The following is a 21,070-nucleotide window of genomic DNA, read 5'->3' as shown; positions in this document are numbered from 1 at the left end:
GTCAGGCCGATGCGGTTTCTGACACGTTCGAAGCGGGCAGCTCCTTCATCTTCCAGAGCGGAGTTGTCAGGAGAGGAAGTGCCCCAAGCAGTGCAACGGCTGCTGCCGCCCACATGATGGCGTGAGCGCCGTAGACTTCACCCGCAATACCCGCCAGAAGAGCCCCGGCCGGCATGCTTCCCCAGGCCAGCATCCGGACGGACGCGGTCAGTCGTCCGAGCATGTTGTCCGGCGTCATCGTTTGTCGATAACTGACCTGATTGACGTTGAATATCACGATCGCCGCAGTCGCCAGGAACATTCCAGCAGCGGCGATGACGATGCCGGACAGCCCGGGCCCCGCTAGGCAGACGATTGCAATGGCCCACGGCATGCAAGCCGCAGCGGCGAAAATCGTCCGTCCGAAGCCGATCAGGTTGACGAGATGCTTGTTGACAAGGCCGCCCACGACTCCGCCCAAGCCCGCGACCAATACGATATAGCCCATGGTTTGCGGTGCGGTCCCCAAATCACGCAGCATGCGGACTTCGAACATGATCATGAAGCCGCTGAAGCAAAAGTTCACCGCCCCAGTACATATCGCCGTTCCTCGGATAACCTTCTCGTTCCAAATGAATCGCGGGCCCTCCATCACTTGACGGCGCATTCCTTGGGAGTTCATAGGTTCTGTGCGTTCGTGAACGTTGATTTTCGTGAGCCATCCTGTGGATGCGCCGATGCCTACTCCGCTTGCCAGAAGTGCGAGCGGTGCTCCCAGCCAGCCGACGAGTGCTCCGCCCGTGACCGGCCCGAGAAGTACCGATCCGGAACGGAGTATTTCCAGGCGTCCGTTGGCGTCCACGGTGAGTCTTCGCTCCACAATGCTGGGGAGAAAACTGACGTAGGCGACATCGTAGAACACCGTGCACGCGCCAAGCAGCAGTGCTACCAGGTAAACCTGCTCCAGCGTCAACATCCCCACTGCCCAGGTTGCGGGAATGGACAGAAGCAGAGCGGCCCGAAGTAGGTCGGCACCAATGAGTACCGGCCTCCTGCGCATTCGATCGACCCACACACCCGCTGGCAACCCGATGAGCAGGAAAGCGGTCTTCTCGAGCGCCACGATCAGGCCCGCCTCGAATTCCCCCGCACCGAGGGCCAGGATGGCGACCATCGGAAAGATGAACGTCATCAACGAGACGCTAAGGAAACTCACGGCGCTGGAGTAGTACAGCCGCCTGAAGTCAAGGTTGACGAGCGCCGGATTGAGTCGCTTTCAACATACGGTTGATATTACTCAATCAGTTGAGAAAATTCAACTAGATGTAATCTCAATCAGTTGACTTTTGTCATCATGCGGTTATTCTGGGGTTATGCCTCATGATCCGACTGAAACCGATGACGAAGTCAATCGCGATCCGAAGCGAGTCCCCGCTACTAGGGAGCAAATTAAAGCGGTCGCTTCCGAGGTGCGGGTGCGTATCCTGCAGATGTGTCGTCGTAACTCTCTGACGAACAAGGAGATCGCTGTCAGGCTGGGGCTTAATCCGGGAACGGTCCTGTATCACGTGCGCAAACTGGTGGAGACCGGATTTCTGGAGGAAAGCGAGCCCCGGGTCGGTAATCGCGGTGCGCGGGAGGTCCCGTATCGGGCGACCGGGCTGAGCTGGCAGCTTGACTTTAGTCCATCGGTTGCGCCCGGCGTTAGTCGCGCGATGCGTCAGGCGTTTATTGCCCAGTCGGAGGACGTAGAGGAAATGACGTCGTTCAGTACCTTTACGGCGAAGCTGACTGAAGAGCAAATGCAAGGACTGCTGGGTCGTGTGCAGGAAGTATTCGATGAATACGTCAATCTGGAAGACGACGACCCGTCGGCCAAGGAGTATTCGGTTTTCTTCGCCGCTCACGAATACCGGCACTAATCCGTGTCCGGTTGCGGTTCGTATTGAAACAGCCCAGCGTTGTGAGCGATGAGACCGGCCCTGACGACCATTGATCGAAGTGATGTCATGGACGTCAAGGCCCGGCGAGAAGATCAGGGTGGCTCAACGCGCGGAGGTGTTTGATCGCTTACCAGGGAACGGTGACGGTGTCTCCCAGGAAGTCAATGCGACCATCGCAACGAAAAGTCCCGTTCGGCACGTCGTTTTCCATGACCGCGAGATCGACTATCGCTTGGGAGCCTTCTTCAACGGTTCTGATTCCGCGACGCCCGTTCAAATCCGTGGCGGTGAATCCGGGCGACACCGCGTTGACGCTAATTGGAGTCGACCGTAGTTCCTTGGCATAGGCAATCGTCAGCATGTTGAGAGCGGCCTTTGACGTTCCGTAGGCCCCGGCTTGGATGTCGGCCAACGGAGTGTCCTCGCGTCCGGCTACGTTCAGAGACCCGGCCTCGCTGGAGACATTGATGATCTGGCCGCCAGGGGACTTATGAAGCAGCGGAAGGAACGCGTTGGTGACGGTCAGAACGCCGTACACGTTCGTTTCGAAGACACGATGCATGGTGTCTCGGGTGAGTTCACTGGTGTTTCCGCTGCCGTCGGACATGGCAATGCCGGCGTTGTTGATGAGAACGTCGAGCTTGCCGTAGGTATCGGTCACATGGTGAACAGCGGCGGACACGCTGGTCGAGTCGGTGACGTCGAGCTCCACGGGGTCGGCGTTGATTCCCTCCCGTGAGAGGGCGTCCGCAGCGTCGTGAACCCGCTGCTGCGAACGAGCGGCAAGGATGACGTTGTTACCGCGCGATCCCAGTTCACGAGCCGTTGCCAATCCGATTCCCTTATTGCTTCCGGTGATGAGTACTGTTTTGTCCATTCGTTCAGGTTGTCGACCGAAGCCGCACCTAGGAAGACCTCGTTAATGGTGGTATCGCCAGTACCAGGTGGACGTCGCGGTGCGATTCCGCCAAGCTGTGGGTATGGACAAACGATTGCTGGCTGATTTTCTTCGCGCGCGGCGTAGGGGAACTCGTCCCGCTGATGTCGGGCTCCCCGACGTCGGGCGGCGAAGGACGCCTGGCCTTCGGCGGCAGGAGGTCGCTCAACTGGCGGATATTTCGGTGGAGTACTACATTCGCCTGGAGCAGGCGCGCGGGCCGCGACCGTCCCGGAGCGTGTTGAACGCGCTCGCTCAAGCGTTTCGGCTTGATCGCGATCAGTACGTGTACCTGTGCAATGTGGTCGGAGAGGTTGCGGATTCGGTTTCGGACAACGAAACCGTGCCGTCCACGATTCGGAATTTTTTGGCCGGGCTTACGGAATTTCCCGCCTATGTGGTGAACGCGTCCTACGATATTGTGACCTGGAACGAACTCGCGGACGCGTTCATGGGTTTGTCCCATTTCGGTCCTGCCGACCGCAATATCATCCGTGCGACGTTCGTCGGTGCGTTGCGGGACGTATCGGATCCACAGCACCTGGCGTTTGTTCGCAGCTGTGTCGCGGATATGCGAGCCCATCTGGCACAGAACCCCTCAGACAGTCGATTGACTTCTTTGGTCGATGAATTGCTGGGCGTTAGTGCAGAATTCGAGGACGTCTGGAACCAACATGAGGTAGCCGTTCGTAGAACCCAGACGAAGAGCGTCGTCCATCCTGTGGTGGGACCGATTGAAATCGAGAGTCAGGTATTGGATATCCCTGGAACCGCGTTTCGACTGGTGGTTTATGTTCCCCATCCGGGTTCTGCCTCGGAACGTGCCCTGAAGCGACTCAGGGAAGTGGCCTGAGCGGCTTGTATCTTCTGGGTCTAACGGGGTAGGCAATGGTGAGAGCCAGTCTTAAGTGGAACGATAGGCCAAGCGAGTCGGTAGCATCATGGCCGCGTAAGTAATCGCGACGACGGCAGTGATGGTGGCCGGAAGGTACCACGCTGGTCCGTGCGGCCACGGTTCGCCGAGGAACACCAGTCCAAGCAGAGAAGTCGGAAGGATCGTCAATACTCCACTGGCGGCGACGGCCATGAGGCACAGCAGCAATACTTCATAGCGGGTCATAGCGCGTACTTGCCTGCGTGAGGCTCCGAGCCGCAGGAGGGTGTGGAATTCCTTGCGGCGGCGAAGTATTCCGGCGACGAGGTTATTCGCGATTCCCAGAAGCACGTAGGCCAGTATCGCGAGCGCGATGATGGAGTCAAGCGTCAGGCCGCTGGTGTCGGCGGCGGTCGGTGGTTCGTCCAGCACCGTCACGGCGGGATGTTCGGCGGACCAGGCGGTGACGGCTTCGCTGCCACCGGAGGTGAGGACGGTGTCGAAGGTGCTTCCGTCGGGCAACAGGTCCGCCGACAGCAGATAGGGACCGAATCCCATGCCGCGCTGATAGACGGCGACGACGTCGGGGTTCGCCTCGGTTCCGTTGGGGAGCGTGATGGAGACCGAGTCGCCGACTTCCGCGTTTTCCATCCAGGAGGTGGTGGTGTCGATCGCGACGGTGGAGCCGGTCAGGCGCAGTTTTCCGTCGGTCACATCGGGGTCGATGAGGTCGTTGACGTCGCCGGTGACCGCCTTTACCTGATGGGCGCTCATTCCGTCGAAGCGGTCGGATATAACCGTTGTGGTGGCCATGATCGCCGCTCGCTCAACGCCGGGTAGGGTGCGGACGTCGTGAAGGGTTGGGAGCCCTATCGCTCCGTCCTGTTGTGCGGTAATCGTGGTGGTAGAGGCTGCGAACCCTTCCGTCATGTCGTGTTCCTGCGCTTCGGCCAGGGTGGTTTTCGACGAGACCTGGGAGACGGTCAGGCTTATGGCGAGCACGAGGACCGTGGTGGCACCGGACATGCGCATCGGGAAGGTATGAACATTGGCAACGGCGAGCTCGGCGGTGACGGTGCGTCGTTGTCGCCGGAGGTGGCGACCGAGGCGTTGCCACAGTCGTGGACCGGCGAGCGCGAATCCGATCACGGCGGGGATGACGGCAGAACCTATGGCGATGAAGGCCGCTTCGGTGCGGGCGAAGAGGGGGACGAGCATTGTGGTCAACGCCAGGGCCGTCAGCGCGATCCCAGCGGTGGTTCGCGTTTGTCCGGGTGTTTTTGGTTCGGTGGTGCTGTCGCGTACTGCGGCTATGGCGGGCTGTCGTGACGTAGACAGGGCGGCGGCGCGGGCGGCGAGGTGCACGACGGCGACGAGGAGGACGAGGAACGCGACGGCGGGGATCGGGCTCCAGGTCAAGCTCAGGGCGTCGGGTACGAATCCTTCGGCGCGAATCAGTTCCAGAAAGGGCGGCGCGAGGAGGTATCCGGCGGCGATTCCGGGAATCGCTCCGATGAGTGCCGCGCGGCTCGCCTGGGAGGCAATGGTGTTGCGGACTTTCGCAGGCGTCGCTCCGATGAGTCGTAGGAGTGCCAGTTCGTGACGTTGTCCTGCTACCGCGACCGAGATCGCTGCGGCCACGATGAAACCCACCAAAAGCAGTAGTGTCCCGCCGACCGCGTTGGTAAGAAGGAACAGCAGCGTAGTGGACTGGCCCGGTGGGGCTTGCGCCTGCCCGCGTTCCTTACCGGTGTAAATGTGGAGCTCGGAATCGGCGACGGTCGTATCGATACTGTTAGTCACCGCGTCGAGGTCGGTGGTGCTGTTGACGTTGACGGCGATGAAATCGGCGTGTCCGGTCTTGGCGTAGAACGAATTCGCGGTTGCGGAATCGAAGTACAGTCCGGGTTCCGAAACCGTGCCGACGACGGTGACGGTGGTGGTGTTGCCGTTGACTACCAGGTCGAGACGGTCACCAGGAACGGCGTCGATATTGGTTGACGCCGCGACTTCGTCCTCGCCCTCTGGTGAACGACCTTGTTCGAGGTCGGTAATGCCGTCCCGCCAGGCGTACCCGGTTTGCTGTTCGGCCAGACCGGCGACAGGAAAGGATATTTCCGGCCAGGCATCGCCGACCCCGTCGATGGTCGCGATGTCGTCGGCCAGATCCGTGGCGACCGTGGCGCGTTGGGGCAGAGAGATATCGAGATCTTCGGGAACGTCGACTTCCTGGTCGGCCGCGACGATGATGTCCGCCTTCATCAGGTGATCGAGGCCGGGCTGCCACCGTAGACTCGTTTCGGCGACGATCAAGGTGGGAACGATCAACATCGCCCCGCCCAGGGCGGCGAGAGCAACGGCGATCAGTCCGCTTCGCCGCAGCTGAGGCAGTCGGTTTCGTCGGTGACGGTTTTTCCGCTTCATGGGGTGCAGTCCTGGGGTTGATTGCGGCGCAGGGAGTTCATTGCCGACGGTGGCGTAGGTTACGGACTCCGACGGCCACGAGTAGTACAACGGCGACGATTCCCGCGATCGCTCCGAATGCGACGTGTCCGGTCATGGACAGGCCGGTATTGATACCGGCGCACACGGCTATGGCCGTCCACAGCAATGTGGTCACGGTCGGGCTGCCGGTATTGCGATCGCTGTGGTGGGTGTTCATGCTCTCCCTTTCGTGGTGGTTCTTTCAACGCTAGAGCGAATCGCGCCGCTCACCATGCCCACAAACGACCAAACCGTAGTACAGGAGGCTGTACCACGGAATACATAGGAGAGGTGACTTTGCTCTGACTGCAATAGGTGCCAGACGCAGCCAGGCCGTCGATGATAACGTATGACCAAACGCGAACGGGCCACTGTCAAAACCGAGCCCGAACAGGGTCAGCGTCGCAAACGACTCGACGTAGCGAGACGCCGGTCCTGCTCGCAGACGCGCAAATTCAACGGTCTGCGAATGCCCTGCAACTTGCCGACAGCTTCGCAGTCACCAGCAACTGAGCAAAGAACAAACTGTATTCAGTCACATCAACGCGTCTGTTCCCAGGGGTGTGGGATGGCGCTGTCGATGTTTAGGACCCCGGACCAGTGAGAACGTGACGATGTGGATTTTCAACCGCCCGAACAGGGTATTTCTGATGTGGACTGCGATATTTACGGCGGTGGCCGTAGGGTGGACCGTAATCGTCTACCCGGATCCCGCTTGGTACGCCTGGGGTGTGCTCGCGGTGGTCGTGCTGCTGGTCCTGGTTCCACGGGCGGTAGGGGCTCTGCCGGTAGCCCGAATCCGGGAGCATGGCCTGACTCTATACCCGAACTGGTGGGGACTGCCGCGCTTTCACCACTGGGGCGACATCGAATCCATCGACATTATTGAACATAAGCAGGTCAGCGTGCGCAGTCCGAACACACGGTGGCTGCACATCGGCGCCCGGCTCAAACCAGGGCGGGGGCGGGAAGCACGAGAGTCGGTATGGGAACGGCAATACGACCGGGCATGGTTCCGCCTCCATCGACGGGCCGCCGGGAATACGATCTTCTACGTGATGGCCGACGAGCAATGTTTGGCCGCGGCGGTTCACACGTTTCAGCCGGAGGCGGCGGTCAACTATGTCCCGGACGGCGAAAAGGAATTTCGTCGCCTGGCCGCATAGCCTCCGGTGGGGACAACGGGTTGGACTGTGGTCGGTAGGGAACGGTCCGATCCCACGGTCATATCCCGGATTCCTCGCGGTTTGAGGCGTCGGCCCGGTCGCCGCGATCCGGTGGCGGCTCGACCTACCGCTACTTAGTGTTGAAACCAATGCGCGTCACCAATCACCTGCGCCGTTCCCTGCGAGCCACCGGCGTCCTCATCGTCGGGATCGGAACGTCACTGCTTGCCGCGTCCGTGCTGCTGCTCGGTCTGGCGGTAGCGGTTCTGTGTCTCGTAGGTATCGGTATAGCCCTTCTGCCGTGGTACCTGCGTCTGCTGCGCTTGGTCGCCAATGTGGAACGGCGACGTCTGAAACTGCCGTATCCAAGTAATGAACCTGGAATTGGCCACGACGACTCGCGCCGAGAGCTGTATTGGCTGGGAGTGCACGCGACTTGGGGGCTTCTGCTCGGCGTGTTTGGTCTCCAAGCCGGAGTCAACGCCGTACGAGAGCTGACCTTTCCACTCTGGTGGTATCTTCTCCCACCGGAAGGCGCGACGGTATTCAACGGGATTGTATACTTGAACACCTGGCCACAGGCGTGGTTGGCGACGCTGTTGGGAGTCGTATGGGCGGCAGTATGGATCGTCGTCATACCCAGGCTCCCCGACCTGCAACACAAATACGCTGAACGTCTGCTCTCGTCGTCTGATGATCTTCTCCGTCAGGTTGAACACCTGACCACCACACGTGCCGCCGCCCTGGACGCCCACGCCGTCGAACTGCGACGCATCGAACGCGCCCTGCACGACGGAGCTCAGAACCGTCTGGTCGGCGTGACCATGTTGAGCGGAGCGGCACGACAAGCCCTGCACTCGGACCCACGGCAGGCCGAACGAATACTGGAACGACTCCAATCGGGAGCCGAGGAGGCGCTTGCGGAACTGCGTTCGGTGGTGCGCAGTATCCTGCCGCCGGTATTGGAGGACCGTGGTCTGGACGGGGCATTGCGCACCTTGGCGGCGGAGAGCTCGGTACCGTGCACTGTGAGATGTTCGGTGGGTCGTAGTCCGGCCGGAGTGGAGGCGACGATCTACTTCGTGGTGGCCGAAGCGCTCACCAACACCGCCAAGCACAGTGAGGCCGGCCGAGCGTGGGTGGAGGTGACACAGCTGGATGAGCTCCTGCAGATCCGGATAGGCGACAATGGTGCGGGCGGGGCTCGCGCAGAGGACGGAACCGGTTTGGCGGGGATCAAACGGCGAGTGGAGGCTCACGATGGGCGTGTGGAGATTCACAGTGCGGCGGGCCAAGGGACGACCATAGAAGCGGAGATTCCATGCGGGTGATCATTGCCGAGGACGATGCGTTGCTGCGTGAGGGATTGAGCCTCATTCTGCAAACCCAAGGGCATGAGGTGCTGACGGCAGTGTCCAATGCCGACGCGTTTCTGGAGGCGGTGGCCGACTCCATCCCTGACGCCGCGATTGTGGATGTTCGGATGCCTCCGACGCATACCGACGAAGGCGTACGGGCGGCGGTGGAGGCGCGCCGCCGGATACCGGGGCTGGCGGTGCTGGTCCTATCGGCCTATGTGGAGCAGAGTTTTGCCACCGACCTGCTTGCGGAAGGCTCACGAGGGATCGGCTATCTTCTCAAGGAGCGGGTCGGACGCGTGGAAGCCTTCACCGAGGCTCTGGATCGGGTGGCGGGAGGCGGAACCGCCATTGACCCGGAAGTCGTCGCGCAGTTGTTCGCCCGAAGTCCGGTCGCGGACTTGACCGCGCGGGAAGGCGAGGTTCTGCGGCTTATGGCGGAAGGTCTGGGCAATCCCGCCATCGCCGGAAGACTGTATATCAGTGACAACACCGTGCACAAACACATCCGAGCCATCTTTCGGAAGCTCGATTTGGGCCCGACGGCCGACCGGCGGGTGGCGGCCGTCCTGCGCTATCTCGAAACCCGATAGTCGCCCACCCTTTCGAGTGGAATATGAATGTTGCTTTCGTAATACCGCAGGCCATACTCGAATCTTTAGGTTCGCGGTGAGAACTAAAGATCCTGCGTATCGGGCCATCACAGAGTACAGGTATTGGTTACCAATTAGTAGGTTCGTCGTATGCGTGTACTACCATGACGAGCGGTCCGCAATTCGACCAACGACTCCACGTGGTCCGACCAGACCCAAGTGGAGCACAAGCCACATTGCGTTCCACCGTGTGCCCAACGAACACCATCGAACGGACCGCGACGTCGGACCGACAGGGCACACACGACAACCGACTCGGTGGCACGGTGTGCCCAACGTGCGCAGCCAAGCACGATCCATCGGGTGCCCACCGAGAAACTGCGCCAGACCTGCTACCCCGGAAGGATCGCCGCGCGTGTACGACATCAACCACTTCAGCTACGGCTGGATCACGCCCGTCATGGGTTTCATGTTCGCCTTCGTCGGCTCATGGATCGCCCTCGCCTGTATTACCATCGCCCGTTCCGGACGACATCGACGTCACCTGGTGTGGCGCGACCGGTATCGATGGATCGCTCTAGCGGCGCTCGCCCTGGGCGGGACGGCGGTATGGATGATGCACTTTACCGCCATGATCGGATTTCGCGTCGACGGATCCGTCCTCCGCTACGACGTGGGCATGACGTTGCTGTCATTGGTCGCGTCGATCGTCGCCGTCTCCTTTGGTCTGTTCATCGTCGCCGGGGCACGGCGGCGCTCGCTCTGGCGCGTGCTCGTGGCGGGCCCGCCGACCGGGTTGGGAATCGTGGTTATGCATTACATGGGCATGCACGCGATCAACGTATCCGGTCGACTGCACCACGATCACGGTTATGTGATCGCCGCGGCCGTCATCGCGGTGGTCGCCGCGATCGTGGCGTTGGCTTTTGCCCTATGGCTCAGAGGCAGAACCGGGCAGATTCTGGGAGCACTGATCATGGCCGTGGCCATTTGCGTCATGCACTACACCGGGATGATGGGCGTCAGTGTCACGCCCATCGAGGGGCTCATCGGAGTGGACGGCATGGACCCGATCATGCTGACTATCCCGATCGTCGTACTCGCCGCCGTGATCATCAATGTGTTCCTCTTCGTCCTCTTTACACGGAACGATGCGTCCGACAAGGACGATGCGGAGTCGTCAACGCCGCGAGCGGTCGGCGGTGAGCTGTAAGGCGACGCCGCGTCAGCAGGAGAGGAACGGCGAACGAGAGGTCCGCGCCCGATAATTCGTCCTCGGCGTGGAAAAGGGCCGTGGCGGCGTTGATCAGGCCGATATGGCTGAACGCCTGCGGGAAATTACCCAGCAGTTCGCCGGTGGCTCCGTCCACTTCTTCGGACAATAGGCCAACGTCGTTGACGTACCCGCAGGCCTTTTGAAACAAACGCTCGGCCCGTCGCCGTTGCCCGGTCGCGGTCAGCGCTTCCACCAACCAGAACGTGCACAGGAGAAACGACCCCTCACCGCCCGCCACACCGTCCTGTCCGGAAATTCGGTAGCGCAGAGTGAGGCCACGACGATCGGTCAGGTGTTCGGCGATGGCGTCCACCGTCGACACAATGCGGGAGTCGCCGCCGGGAAGGAACCCCACAAGCGGGAGGGTGAGGACGGAAGCGTCGAGGTCTTCCGAGTCGAACCCGGCGGTGAAGGCGGCAATGTTGGGATTCCAGCTGCGGTTCTCCACGGCGTCGCGGATCCGTTCGCGCTCGGTCGCCCAATGGTCGACGTGCTCGTCGGAACCGAGGACGGGTGCCAATTTGATCGCCCGATCCAGAGCCACCCAGCACATCACCTTCGAGTAGGTAAAGTGACGCGGTTGACCGCGTACCTCCCAGATCCCGTTGTCCGTTGTGCCCCATTGCTCGGCGGCGGCATCGGCGATCTGGCAGAGCAGGCGGGTGGTGGCCGGAGAGAGGCTCGCCAGGTGATCGCGCACCTGCCAGGCGGCATTGAGCAACTCCCCGTAGACGTCCAGTTGCGGTTGTCGCCAAGCGCCGTTTCCGACCCGAACCGGCCGGGAATCACGCCATCCGGACAAATGATCCAGATGTCGTTCCGACAGGTCATGATGTCCACGAATGCCGAACATGATCTGCAGCGGATTCGTGGCGTGATAATGCGCCGCCGTGTGGGTCAAGTAGTCGAAATACGCCAAGGCCTCTCTTTGGCAGCCGCTGGTGGCCAGCGCCTGGACGGTAAAGCTGGCGTCGCGCAACCAGGAGTAGCGGTAGTCCCAGTTGCGCACTCCGCCGACCTCCTCGGGCAGCGAAGTGGTCGGGGCCGCCACGATCGCTCCGGTGGGTTGGTAGCGCAGTGATTCGAGAACCATCCGGGAACGTCGAACGAGGTCGTCGTGTTCGCCGAGCTGAAGGTGGTGGCGTTGATTCCACTCCGTCCAAGCGGTGACGGTCTCATCGAAAGCCTCTTCAATGGCGTCGCTCGGCCAGGGGAGGGGATCCGGATCGGACAGGCGTACCGCCTGAGTGAGGAAGCACAACCGGTCACCTGCACGCAGACGGGCCGTTGCCGTCGCGCCGTCGTGGCCGATCAGCATCTCCACCGGAGTGGTCAGAGTGACGCGAAGCGGACCACCGACCGCGCTCACTCCACCGGGGATAGGGGTGAGGATCGGGTGAACCAGGCCGTACTCCGGTCGTGGTTTGAAAACGATGTCGACCTTGGCTTCCCCGTCGAGGCAGGTGACGATGCGGGCCAGCGCTTGTGGAGAGGTCGACGCCTCCCCGCCTCGCAGCAGTTGCGCGTCGCATAGCTCCACTGTTCCGGTCGTACAGACGAACTCGGTGCGAAGGGCCATGGAGTCGGTCAAATAACGCCGACTGACCCGGGTGACTCCATCAGGAGTAATGGACCAATGCCCGGCATCGGCGTCCAGAAGTCGACCGAAGAGGGACGGGCTGTCAAAAGCCGGGCGGCACAGCCAATCGATGGACCCGAGCGACGACACCAAGGCAGCGGTGTGACCGTCGGCGAGAACGGCATAGTCGGCAATGGGACGGCTGCTCAATGACCTACCTCCGGAACGTGCGACAGCGGTTTTACGCTACGTCATGTCTTATATTCCTGGTGTAATTATGGTGACATTCCGTCATTGGAGGCGTCGTGCTCGCAAGGGACATCACCGGCCGAGCCGGAACGAACCTCGCTGGAGTGTATGGCCGGTTCAAACGTCCACTCGGCCGTCAAGAGAGTCCAATCTCGCCGTCAATGGCGGCCCGATCGTGCCGATACACCCGATAGGATGACAGCATGCGTGAATACGACCTCGTCATCATCGGGTCCGGATCTGGAAACACCATCGTTGACCAGGATTTTTCCCACTGGAATGTGGCGATCGTCGATCACGGTGTCGGTTCCGAGTCAAAATACGGAGGCACCTGCCTCAACGTCGGGTGCATTCCGACGAAAATGCTGGTGCACACCGCGGACGTGGCGCGCTCGCCCGCGGAAGGAGAGCGTCTGGGAGTGGACTTGACGCTGAACGGCATCGATTGGCCCGCGATACGAGATCGCATCTTCGGTCGGATCGACCCCATTGCCGACGGCGGTAAGGAATATCGCGCGCACGGCCAGGACAATGTCACGCTCTATGACGGAACGGCCCGATTCACCGATCCAAAAACGGTGGAAGTGGATACGGGTGACGAGATCACCTCCATGACGGCCGAGCACATCGTGGTGGCGACCGGTTCGCGCCCGATCATCCCTGACATCGCCGGGCTGGACGAGGTGGCGTACCACACGTCCGACTCCGTTATGCGGATCGCGGAGCTTCCCGAGCGCATGGTGATTCTGGGTACCGGATACATCGCAGCGGAAATGGCACATGTCTTCGCGGCCTTGGGCGTCGCGGTCACCGTCATCGGGCGTAGCGGCAGTATGCTGCGCGGCGAGGACGAGGCCGTCTCCCAGCGGTTCAGCGAGGTGGCCGAGCGGCAATGGACCTACCTCCGCCATCGCGACGTTCGCCGGGTAGTGCGGGACGGTTCGAACACGATCGTGGCCCTGGACGGACCCGACGGCCCGGAGACGGTCGAGACCGATCTCTTGTTGGTCGCGGTCGGGCGACGCCCGAACAGTGACATGATCGATGCGGAGACCGGGGATCTGGTTCTCCACAAGGACGGGCGCATTTCGGTGGACGACTACCAGTGCACCTCGGTGGACGGAGTCTGGGCGTTGGGGGACGTCAGTTCGCCGTATCAACTCAAACACGTCGCCAACGGGGATGCCAAAGTCGTCCGACATAATCTGTTGAATCCCGAGAACATGGTGCGTTCGAAGAGCGACGCGGTGCCGCATGCGGTGTTCTCTCACCCTCAGATCGCTTCGGTCGGCATCACCGAACAGGAGGCCCGGGACACCGGAGTGGAGTATGTCAGTGCCGTTCACCCATACTCGGACGTTGCCTACGGCTGGGCCATGGAGGACACGACCGGATTCGTCAAATTGATCGCACACCGGCAGGCCCTGCAGATCCTGGGAGCTCACATCATCGGGCCGCAAGCGGCCACCCTGATTCAACCGCTCGTGCAAGCCATGACCTTGGGAACAGATGCGGTCACGATGGCTCAATCGCAGTACTGGATTCACCCGGCATTGACCGAAGTCGTGGAAAACGCGCTCCTCAAACTGCCGGGTAGAGAGTGAGCGCGATACTCGGCGGCAATCGCCGAACCGCCTCTTGAACGCGCGTGCACGGCGGGAAGAACTCACTTCGACGGTTACCCCTGGCTAAGAATACTGATACAAAGGTAGCCTTCAAACTAATGTGTCCGTGTCATGTGAAAGGGAGAGAACGTGGTTGACGAGCCCAAACGTGGGAAATCCGTCTCACGACGATCGCTCATCGCCGTCGCCGGAGGGGTGGGAGTCGTCGGAGCGGGCGGCTATGCCGCCTGGAAGCTGAGCGGAGACGCGACCGAGTCCGACGGCAGTGAAGACCCCGAAAAGCCCAATCCCAACACCACCGAGCCGAGCTCGTTCAGCGTCGAGGAACGCGAGGCCTGGGTCGATTCGGTGATCCAGGAGATGGACTTGGAGACCAAGGTCGGACAGTTGTTCATGGTGTACGTCCACGGAGACGCGGCCGACACCGCGAACGGTGCGTTCACTTCAGCCAACCAGCAACGCTACGGCGTGAACAACGCCGCCGAACTCATCGCGAGTTACCGAGTCGGCGGAATCATCTATTTTGACTGGGCGGACAATGTCTCCGATCCGGCGCAGATCGCCCGTCTGTCGGCCGGAATCCAGCAGGCGTCGTTTGACGAACTGGGGATTCACGCCCTGATCGGGGTGGACCAAGAACACGGTGCGGTGACCCGTATCGGACGTCCCGCCACGTATCTCCCGCCTGCGATGGCCATCGGAGCCACACAGGACGTCGACGTGGCGAAGGAAGCCGCGTACATCAACGGTTCCGAATTGCGCGCCATGGGAATCAACGTCAACTTCGCCCCCGTCGCCGACGTCAACGTCAATCCGAACAATCCCGTCATCGGGCGTCGTTCCTTCTCCGCCGACCCGGAGGTGGCCGCCGAAATGGTGGCCGGGCAGGTCGAGGGATACGCGACCTTCGGAGAAAGCGTGTCGGCCTGTGCCAAACACTTCCCCGGCCACGGTGACACCGATGTGGACTCTCATGTGGGATTGCCCGTGATCACGCATTCGGAAGAAGAGTGGCGGTCGATCGACCGCCCGCCCTTTGCCGCCGCGGTGGAAGCGGACATCGACATGGTGATGAGTGCTCACCTCGAGTTCCCCGCTTTGGACGACAGCAATACCCCCGCGACGCTGTCGGAACCGATCTTGACCGGGCTCATGCGCGAGGAGCTGGGCTACGAGGGCGTCATCAGCACCGATGCGCTCGACATGGAAGGCGTACGCGTGCAGCACAGCGACGCCGAAATTCCGGTGCTGGCGTTGCAGGCCGGGGCTGATCTCCTTCTGATGCCGAACGATCTGGAGACCGCCTATAACGCGGTCGTGACGGCGGCCAACGACGGCACGATATCCGAAGAGCGCATCGATCAGTCGGTGCGCCGTCTCCTTCGTCTGCGCTACCACCGGGGGCTGACCGGGGAACCGCTCTCGACTGACGAGGCCGTTGCCACGGCGGAGGAAACAGTCGGTTCGGACTCTAACGGTGAAGCGGCTCAGGCATTGTTCGACAAGACGGTCACCGTTGTCGATGGAGGAGGAATCCTACCGGCGGCCACGGGTGGTTCGGTCGCGGTCTTCGGGCCTTCGGATGCGGTGGTCAACAATATAGTGAGCGCCTTGGAGTCCGACGGAATGTCAGCCTCCGGCACCGTGACCGGTGACAGTCCCACCTGGCAATCGATTTCCAATGCCGCCTCGACCGCCGGTAACGCTGATTTTGCGGTGGTGTTGTGTGCCGACGCGATGGCGGGCGGAAATCAGATCGAGTTGGTCACGTCGGTCAATTCCTCGGGTACGCCGACGGCGGCCGTATCCATGGCCAAGCCCTACGACGTGGCGAACTTCCCCCAGGGAGTCGTGTCCATGGCAACGTATTCCCAAGTGGCCGAGGCAATGGCATCGGTATCGGGCATCGTCACCGGACGCCTGGAAGCGTCGGCGTCACTTCCGGTCGATCTCTAGATCGAGTGGGAGCTCCTCGCAATCGTGATCGGGCGGCATTGGAGTTGAGGCGTTCGACGTGCCAGTGCTGCCCGATCGATAGGGGAGGTACACAAGTCCCAAACGATTAAAAATGAATATATCTCAGTTGGTTGTATCATAAATTTTCACATGGTGCGAGAACAGCCATTCACCGAGCGTTATGATATCGGTTCCGTAACGTTTCCATCGCCCATTGATCGGGTCTGGCCGCCCCGGAAGGCGACCCCATTGAGGCGGTTCGATTCAACGATGAGTGGGGCAGGCAATGTCAACAGTGGTCAAACCGATACAACGCCGACTGATCAAGCTGGTGCCGTCCGGTCAACGATTGACACTCACCCAGTGGACCGCACGCCAAACCGATCGCTGGTCCAGCCGAAACGCACGACGTCAGGCCGTCGCACGCCAGCACCCACTACAGGAACGCGAGAGACTACTGACCGGCATCATCGCGTGTTTCGACTCCGCCGGCTGCGAATACTTCCGCATACCCGACCATCGCTACAACCACACTCAACTCGGTGTACTCCCCGAAAACCACGACACCTTCGTCTCAAGCGTCCTTCCCGCCCTCCGCACTGCAGAACTGCGCGTCACCCGATGGCCCTGCGAGAACGGACAGGCCTGGTCGATATCACTGCCGAAATCCAACCACAGGTGCATCGTCGCGCTGTGGAACTCGAACGGCGAAGCCATGGTGTCACCAGTGCAGAATTCGCTCGCCGTCAAACGCTCCGAAGGCCCCCTCCTGGTACAAGGCGAGGAACGCGACTTCAGCTGGCTATACGACGATGCGGCGGACGGACGCAAGTACCCGACCTTTCCCAGCCTCATCGCACCGGACACCTTCTCCATCCGATTCCCCATCGACGTGGTCTACACCTGGGTCGACGGCAGCGACCCCGATTGGAACGACCGAAAGAACCGCGCCTTGGAGAAGCTGGGGCGCTCGCCGTCCAAGCTCTCCTCGAACGATTCCCGTTTCGCCAATCGCGACGAGTTGAAGTACTCGATGCGGTCTCTTTTCGCCTTCGCGCCGTGGGTTCGCCACGTCTACCTGGTCACCGACGACCAGGTACCGTCCTGGCTGGACGAATCGAGCAGTCGGATCACCGTTGTGTCGCATCGGGAGATCTTTCGCGATGTCGGAGTGGACCATTCGTTCAATTCACAGGCGATTGAAACGAGGCTTCATCATATTCCTGGTTTGAGCGAGCAGTTTCTCTACTTCAACGACGACGTGCTGTTGGCGCGGCCGACCTCTCCGAGCAAATTTTTCACCGCCACGGGAATGACGCACTTCTTCCCGTCCCCGGCGCGTATCAACGGTATGCCGGTCAACGACCACGACATTCCGGTCGACCAGGCGGCCAAGAACAACCGCCGGATTCTGATGGACAGATTCGGCTCGGTCAACCGGCAGAAAATGAAACACACTCCGCATGCCTTGAACAAGGAGGTGCTTCGGGAAATCGAAGCGGAGTATCCGGATCGCCTACGGGAAACGGCCACACAGCCGTTCCGACATCCCAGCGACATATCTTTGACCTCGTCGCTCCATCACTACTGGGCCTATTTGACCCAGCGCGCCACTCCGGGCCACGCTCGACTCTTTTACGCGGGACTGGAACAGGCGTCGACGCCCACCCGCCTGCGGGAGTTTTTGAAGGGTGCCTCATACGATTTTCTGTGTTTGAACGACGCCGATTCCGACGGAATCGCACCGGATCTGCTGCACGAGGTCTGTCAGAGTTTCTTCGAACGGTTCCTGCCGGAGCCGAGCCCGGTGGAAAAACGGAACGACTGAGCACCGCAAAAGAGCACTCTCAATTGATAGATGACGATATAATGGATTCTGTAGATCCGCTTACAGAAACGGTTTCCGTTCCTGCTCCATACTGAATCGACTGGTCGGGGAGGGGAAACAAGGAACGATAAGCCAATGGGAATCGACTGCCCGTGACTATCTTGGTGGCGGAAGCAGGGAACGAACCCGAGTGGGGTGATGTAGTGGAGTACGGTCCGCTGGTTGCTGAAACGCCCAGAACCTTCTGAACTCACGGCGTCCATCTCGGATTTCCTCCTCGATCGCACGATAGTGCAGCTGGTTTTGGCGACAATGCGAATGGGTGGGGTGTTCCTCGAACGAACCCTCAGCGTTCAATCGGTGCCAGGGAAGGGATTATGGATTACGATCTGGTGGTCATTGGAGGAGGAGCCGCGGGCTTGGGAGCCGCTCGAGCGGCCCGGGAACACGGTGTAACGACGGCTTTGATATCGAACGGGCCGTTGGGCGGCGATTGCACGTGGACGGGATGTGTCCCATCGCAGTCCTTGATCGAGGCGGCGGCAGAGGGCCTTGACTTCCGCGCCGCCATGCGGCGGGTGCGTGCCTCCATCGACACCATCGCCGCGACCGAGGACGTCGAGGCTCTCAACGACGAGGGAATCGATGTGTTCTCCGGTCAGGCGCAGTTCATCTCACCTGGGACGCTGTTGGTGGGAAAGCATCATATCGGAGCCTCCAAGGTCGTGTTGGCAACCGGATCGACGCCGGTCCTTCCGCCGGTACCGGGCCTGGACGCGGCGCACGTACACACCACCGACAGCATATTCGACCTGGCCGGCAAGCCAGAGTCCATTGCCGTGGTCGGTGGGGGTGTGGTCGGGTGTGAACTGGGGCAAGCCCTGTCCCGCCTGGGGATTCCCACGACCGTGATGGAGGCGTCCGATCGCTTGCTTCCAGGCATCGAAGCCGAGGCCGGCGAGATTCTGCGGCGCCGTTTCCTCGGGGAGGGAATCGAGGTGGTGACCGGTGCCGCGGTGGAGGCGGTCGAACACCGTATCGACCGCCAGTTGGTCACGGTGTCCGACGGTCGCGTCTTCGAAGCCGAGTGCCTGTTGTGGGCAACGGGACGACGGCCGGTGACCCGGGGGCTCGATGTGGACAAGGCGGGAGTCGAGTTGACCGAGCACGGCTACATCCGCACCGACGAACACCTGGCCACCACCGGGTCGGGCGTGTGGGCGGCCGGAGACGTGACCGGCCTGATGCCCTTCACACACGCCGCCTACGCCATGGGACGGATGGCCACCGGATACGCTTTGACGACCCGCAACCGCACCTATTCGACCGACGCCATTCCGGCGGTGGTGTACACCGACCCCGAGATCGCCTACGTAGGAGTTCGGGAGGACAGAGCCCCCGATAGTGCCCGGGTCGCTTACCTTCCGCTCGACGACATCGACCGCGCCATCGTGGCCGACCGAACGGACGGCTACGTCAAACTCATCGCCGACCGCCGAAAGGGACTCGGACATAGAGGCGGCGGCCGTTTGATCGGAGCTAGCATCATGGCCCCACACGCTGGGGAAATGATTCAGCCCGTAGTGCTGGCGATGACGGCCGATACCTTCGCCGGGCGGCTCGCACAGGCCACTGCCGCCTATCCCAGCTGGGCATACGGAGTCCAGCTGGCCGCCGCGCAACTGGTCATGGAGATCGGTGGGCGTACGGCTCGCAGCCCGGGGCTGCGCTCGGATTGACCGATCGTCGAATTTCTCCCCGTAATGTAATCGCCGTTACCGACTACGGCACCCGTGCGCCATAACTTGAGCATTGTCCGGGCGTGAGACGACGTCTACTCATATCGAATCGGCTTGCGAACTGAGATCGAGTCGGCGTTCACACGCTGGGACGAGGTGACAAGGGAGGAGATTGTCATGGCAGCGGAAACCGTGCCGAATATACGACATGCGGTGATTCCCCGGATTGGCTACGGCATCGTCGGCGGTATCGCCGGTGGGATCATGTTCGGCGTGCTCATGCAGATGATGGGAATGATCACCATGGTGGCCGCGCTGGTCGGCGGCTCCTCGGTCGCTATCGGGTGGCTGGTGCATCTGGTTATTTCCATGGGTATCGGGGGTAGCTTCGGGCTCCTGTTCGGGACAGTGGCCAAAGGCTGGCCGCGCACCCTCGTATTCGCCCTGCTGTACGGCGCCGTCTGGTGGGTGCTGGGTGCGCTGATTCTCATGCCGACCATCCTGGGAATGACCGAGATGGTTTTCGTCATCAACACGACGGCGATGCAGTCACTGGTGGGGCACTTGATCTTCGGTCTGATTCTGGGAATCGTTTATCAGGTGTTCTCGCGGCGGAACGCGTAATACAAAAGTTCAAGTGGTGATCGATGTGGCCTATTCGGACGGTAATGACGTATCTCGCCTTTCGGAGTCCACGTCGATGCCATACTGTGTGCAAACGACTTGGGAAAGATTGAAACGACAGCCATGGTGGACTGTCGGTGATCCACCATGGGCGCCGCACCGTAACGAGACGATGGATTCGATGTCAGGACCACACGCCAGTCAGTATTTGACCGAGGTGGACATATTCCGCGATCTGTCCAAAGACGACCTCGACGCTATCGCAGCGGCGGCCCCTATGCGTACCTATGACGCGGGCGAAATCCTGTACACCCCGTATAAGCGCGCCGAACGCCTTTACATTCTGAAACGCGGACGCATCCGCATCTTCCGCGTGGCTCCCGATGGACGAGCCTTGACCACGGCCATGATTGATCCGGGGACGATCTTTGGGGAAATGACGATTCTCGGCCAGCAGATGTACGACAACTTTGCCGAGGCGCTTGACGAGTCGATCGTGTGCACGATGAACCGGGACGACGTGACCGGCTTTCTGCTATCGGACGTACGCATAGCCACCCGCATCGCCGAGACCCTTGGGCATCGTCTCGCCGCCACCGAACAACGGCTATCGGATTCGGTGTTCAAAAACGTCCCCCAACGCATAGCCGGGACACTCTGCACCCTGGTGGAACAACAGGACCGCAAGCCCACCGTGCACCTGACGCATGAACAGTTGGGGGCCCTGGTGGGAACCTCACGCGAAACGACCACCAAGGTTCTCGGTGAATTCGCCGAGAGCGGGTGGATCAAACTGGGACGTGCCAAGATCACCGTCGTGGACGAGGCGTCGCTGGTCCGATTTGCGGGGAACTGAGACG

At 61.1% G+C, this 21,070-nt stretch carries 17 protein-coding genes; 12 read left to right on the top strand and 5 right to left on the bottom strand.

Going from position 1 to position 21,070, the window contains the following annotated elements:
- Position 1 precedes the first annotated feature (1 nt).
- Entirely contained in the window at positions 2-1,195 is a 1,194-nt protein-coding gene (locus HALAL_RS0102470) for an MFS transporter (protein WP_281171591.1), read from the bottom strand.
- Positions 1,196-1,352: 157 nt separating this feature from the next.
- Here HALAL_RS0102470 and HALAL_RS0102465 point away from each other — a divergent pair, with 157 nt between their 5' ends.
- The gene (locus HALAL_RS0102465; protein WP_025272483.1) at positions 1,353-1,901 is read left to right on the top strand and encodes an ArsR/SmtB family transcription factor; all 549 of its coding nucleotides are present in this window, start codon (positions 1,353-1,355) and stop codon (positions 1,899-1,901) included.
- A 148-nt stretch (positions 1,902-2,049) separates the two neighbouring features.
- On the opposite strand, the gene HALAL_RS0102460 is transcribed toward HALAL_RS0102465, so the two are convergent.
- Positions 2,050-2,799 carry an SDR family oxidoreductase gene (locus tag HALAL_RS0102460; protein WP_025272482.1) on the bottom strand — a complete coding sequence of 250 codons (750 nt, stop codon included), beginning with the start codon at positions 2,797-2,799 and terminating at the stop codon, positions 2,050-2,052.
- A 103-nt stretch (positions 2,800-2,902) separates the two neighbouring features.
- Between HALAL_RS0102460 and HALAL_RS0102455 the strand changes: the two genes are divergently transcribed.
- Entirely contained in the window at positions 2,903-3,712 is an 810-nt protein-coding gene (locus HALAL_RS0102455; protein WP_025272481.1) for a helix-turn-helix transcriptional regulator, read from the top strand.
- A 51-nt stretch (positions 3,713-3,763) separates the two neighbouring features.
- Here the strand turns inward: HALAL_RS0102455 and HALAL_RS0102450 are convergent, their stop codons facing one another.
- Together HALAL_RS0102450 and HALAL_RS0102445 are read right to left on the bottom strand one after the other, a co-directional pair.
- Positions 3,764-6,157 (bottom strand): FtsX-like permease family protein, encoded by a 2,394-nt coding sequence (locus tag HALAL_RS0102450; protein ID WP_025272480.1) that lies wholly within the window; start codon positions 6,155-6,157, stop codon positions 3,764-3,766.
- 37 nt (positions 6,158-6,194) lie between these two features.
- Positions 6,195-6,395, bottom strand: a complete 201-nt coding sequence (locus HALAL_RS0102445) for a hypothetical protein (RefSeq protein ID WP_025272479.1) — start codon at positions 6,393-6,395, stop codon at positions 6,195-6,197.
- Between the two features lie 472 nt (positions 6,396-6,867).
- Between HALAL_RS0102445 and HALAL_RS0102440 the strand changes: the two genes are divergently transcribed.
- The 4 genes from HALAL_RS0102440 to HALAL_RS0102425 all read left to right on the top strand — a co-directional run bounded on the left by HALAL_RS0102440 (position 6,868) and on the right by HALAL_RS0102425 (position 10,547).
- Positions 6,868-7,383 (top strand): hypothetical protein, encoded by a 516-nt coding sequence (locus HALAL_RS0102440; protein WP_156937562.1) that lies wholly within the window; start codon positions 6,868-6,870, stop codon positions 7,381-7,383.
- 149 nt (positions 7,384-7,532) lie between these two features.
- Positions 7,533-8,714, top strand: coding sequence for a sensor histidine kinase (locus HALAL_RS0102435; protein ID WP_025272477.1), 1,182 nt, complete (start codon positions 7,533-7,535; stop codon positions 8,712-8,714).
- Positions 8,705-9,334, top strand: a complete 630-nt coding sequence (locus tag HALAL_RS0102430; RefSeq protein ID WP_025272476.1) for a response regulator transcription factor — start codon at positions 8,705-8,707, stop codon at positions 9,332-9,334. Before HALAL_RS0102435 ends, HALAL_RS0102430 begins: the two co-directional genes overlap by 10 nt.
- Positions 9,335-9,749: 415 nt before the next feature.
- A complete protein-coding gene (locus tag HALAL_RS0102425; protein WP_025272475.1) occupies positions 9,750-10,547 on the top strand; it encodes an MHYT domain-containing protein in 798 nt (265 codons plus the stop codon).
- On the opposite strand, the gene HALAL_RS0102420 is transcribed toward HALAL_RS0102425, so the two are convergent.
- Positions 10,474-12,399, bottom strand: coding sequence for a glycoside hydrolase family 15 protein (locus HALAL_RS0102420; protein ID WP_025272474.1), 1,926 nt, complete (start codon positions 12,397-12,399; stop codon positions 10,474-10,476). The genes HALAL_RS0102425 and HALAL_RS0102420 overlap by 74 nt on opposite strands.
- A 242-nt stretch (positions 12,400-12,641) precedes the next feature.
- Between HALAL_RS0102420 and HALAL_RS0102415 the strand changes: the two genes are divergently transcribed.
- The 6 genes from HALAL_RS0102415 to HALAL_RS0102390 all read left to right on the top strand — a co-directional run bounded on the left by HALAL_RS0102415 (position 12,642) and on the right by HALAL_RS0102390 (position 21,066).
- Entirely contained in the window at positions 12,642-14,042 is a 1,401-nt protein-coding gene (locus HALAL_RS0102415; RefSeq protein ID WP_025272473.1) for a mycothione reductase, read from the top strand.
- 150 nt (positions 14,043-14,192) lie between these two features.
- Positions 14,193-16,019, top strand: coding sequence for a glycoside hydrolase family 3 protein (locus HALAL_RS0102410; protein ID WP_025272472.1), 1,827 nt, complete (start codon positions 14,193-14,195; stop codon positions 16,017-16,019).
- Positions 16,020-16,305: 286 nt separating this feature from the next.
- The gene (locus HALAL_RS0102405; RefSeq protein WP_084471820.1) at positions 16,306-17,847 is read left to right on the top strand and encodes a stealth family protein; all 1,542 of its coding nucleotides are present in this window, start codon (positions 16,306-16,308) and stop codon (positions 17,845-17,847) included.
- Between the two features lie 377 nt (positions 17,848-18,224).
- A complete protein-coding gene (locus HALAL_RS0102400; protein WP_035534319.1) occupies positions 18,225-19,586 on the top strand; it encodes a dihydrolipoyl dehydrogenase family protein in 1,362 nt (453 codons plus the stop codon).
- 177 nt (positions 19,587-19,763) lie between these two features.
- Positions 19,764-20,210 (top strand): DUF6789 family protein, encoded by a 447-nt coding sequence (locus tag HALAL_RS0102395; protein WP_025272469.1) that lies wholly within the window; start codon positions 19,764-19,766, stop codon positions 20,208-20,210.
- 181 nt (positions 20,211-20,391) lie between these two features.
- Positions 20,392-21,066, top strand: coding sequence for a Crp/Fnr family transcriptional regulator (locus HALAL_RS0102390; RefSeq protein ID WP_211240416.1), 675 nt, complete (start codon positions 20,392-20,394; stop codon positions 21,064-21,066).
- The last annotated feature ends 4 nt before the right edge of the window (positions 21,067-21,070 follow it).

It is taken from the genome of Haloglycomyces albus DSM 45210 (assembly GCF_000527155.1).
Lineage (GTDB): Bacteria > Actinomycetota > Actinomycetes > Mycobacteriales > Micromonosporaceae > Haloglycomyces > Haloglycomyces albus.
This window is presented reverse-complemented; position numbering and strand designations above follow the sequence as displayed.

Coding starts and splice junctions, on each gene's coding strand:
- HALAL_RS0102465 (WP_025272483.1), top strand. CDS start 1,353: ATGCCTCATGATCCGACTGAAACCGATGACGAAGTCAATCGCGATCCG.
- HALAL_RS0102460 (WP_025272482.1), bottom strand. CDS start 2,799: ATGGACAAAACAGTACTCATCACCGGAAGCAATAAGGGAATCGGATTG.
- HALAL_RS0102455 (WP_025272481.1), top strand. CDS start 2,903: ATGGACAAACGATTGCTGGCTGATTTTCTTCGCGCGCGGCGTAGGGGA.
- HALAL_RS0102450 (WP_025272480.1), bottom strand. CDS start 6,157: ATGAAGCGGAAAAACCGTCACCGACGAAACCGACTGCCTCAGCTGCGG.
- HALAL_RS0102445 (WP_025272479.1), bottom strand. CDS start 6,395: ATGAACACCCACCACAGCGATCGCAATACCGGCAGCCCGACCGTGACC.
- HALAL_RS0102440 (WP_156937562.1), top strand. CDS start 6,868: ATGTGGACTGCGATATTTACGGCGGTGGCCGTAGGGTGGACCGTAATC.
- HALAL_RS0102435 (WP_025272477.1), top strand. CDS start 7,533: ATGCGCGTCACCAATCACCTGCGCCGTTCCCTGCGAGCCACCGGCGTC.
- HALAL_RS0102430 (WP_025272476.1), top strand. CDS start 8,705: ATGCGGGTGATCATTGCCGAGGACGATGCGTTGCTGCGTGAGGGATTG.
- HALAL_RS0102415 (WP_025272473.1), top strand. CDS start 12,642: ATGCGTGAATACGACCTCGTCATCATCGGGTCCGGATCTGGAAACACC.
- HALAL_RS0102405 (WP_084471820.1), top strand. CDS start 16,306: ATGTCAACAGTGGTCAAACCGATACAACGCCGACTGATCAAGCTGGTG.
- HALAL_RS0102400 (WP_035534319.1), top strand. CDS start 18,225: ATGGATTACGATCTGGTGGTCATTGGAGGAGGAGCCGCGGGCTTGGGA.
- HALAL_RS0102395 (WP_025272469.1), top strand. CDS start 19,764: ATGGCAGCGGAAACCGTGCCGAATATACGACATGCGGTGATTCCCCGG.
- HALAL_RS0102390 (WP_211240416.1), top strand. CDS start 20,392: ATGTCAGGACCACACGCCAGTCAGTATTTGACCGAGGTGGACATATTC.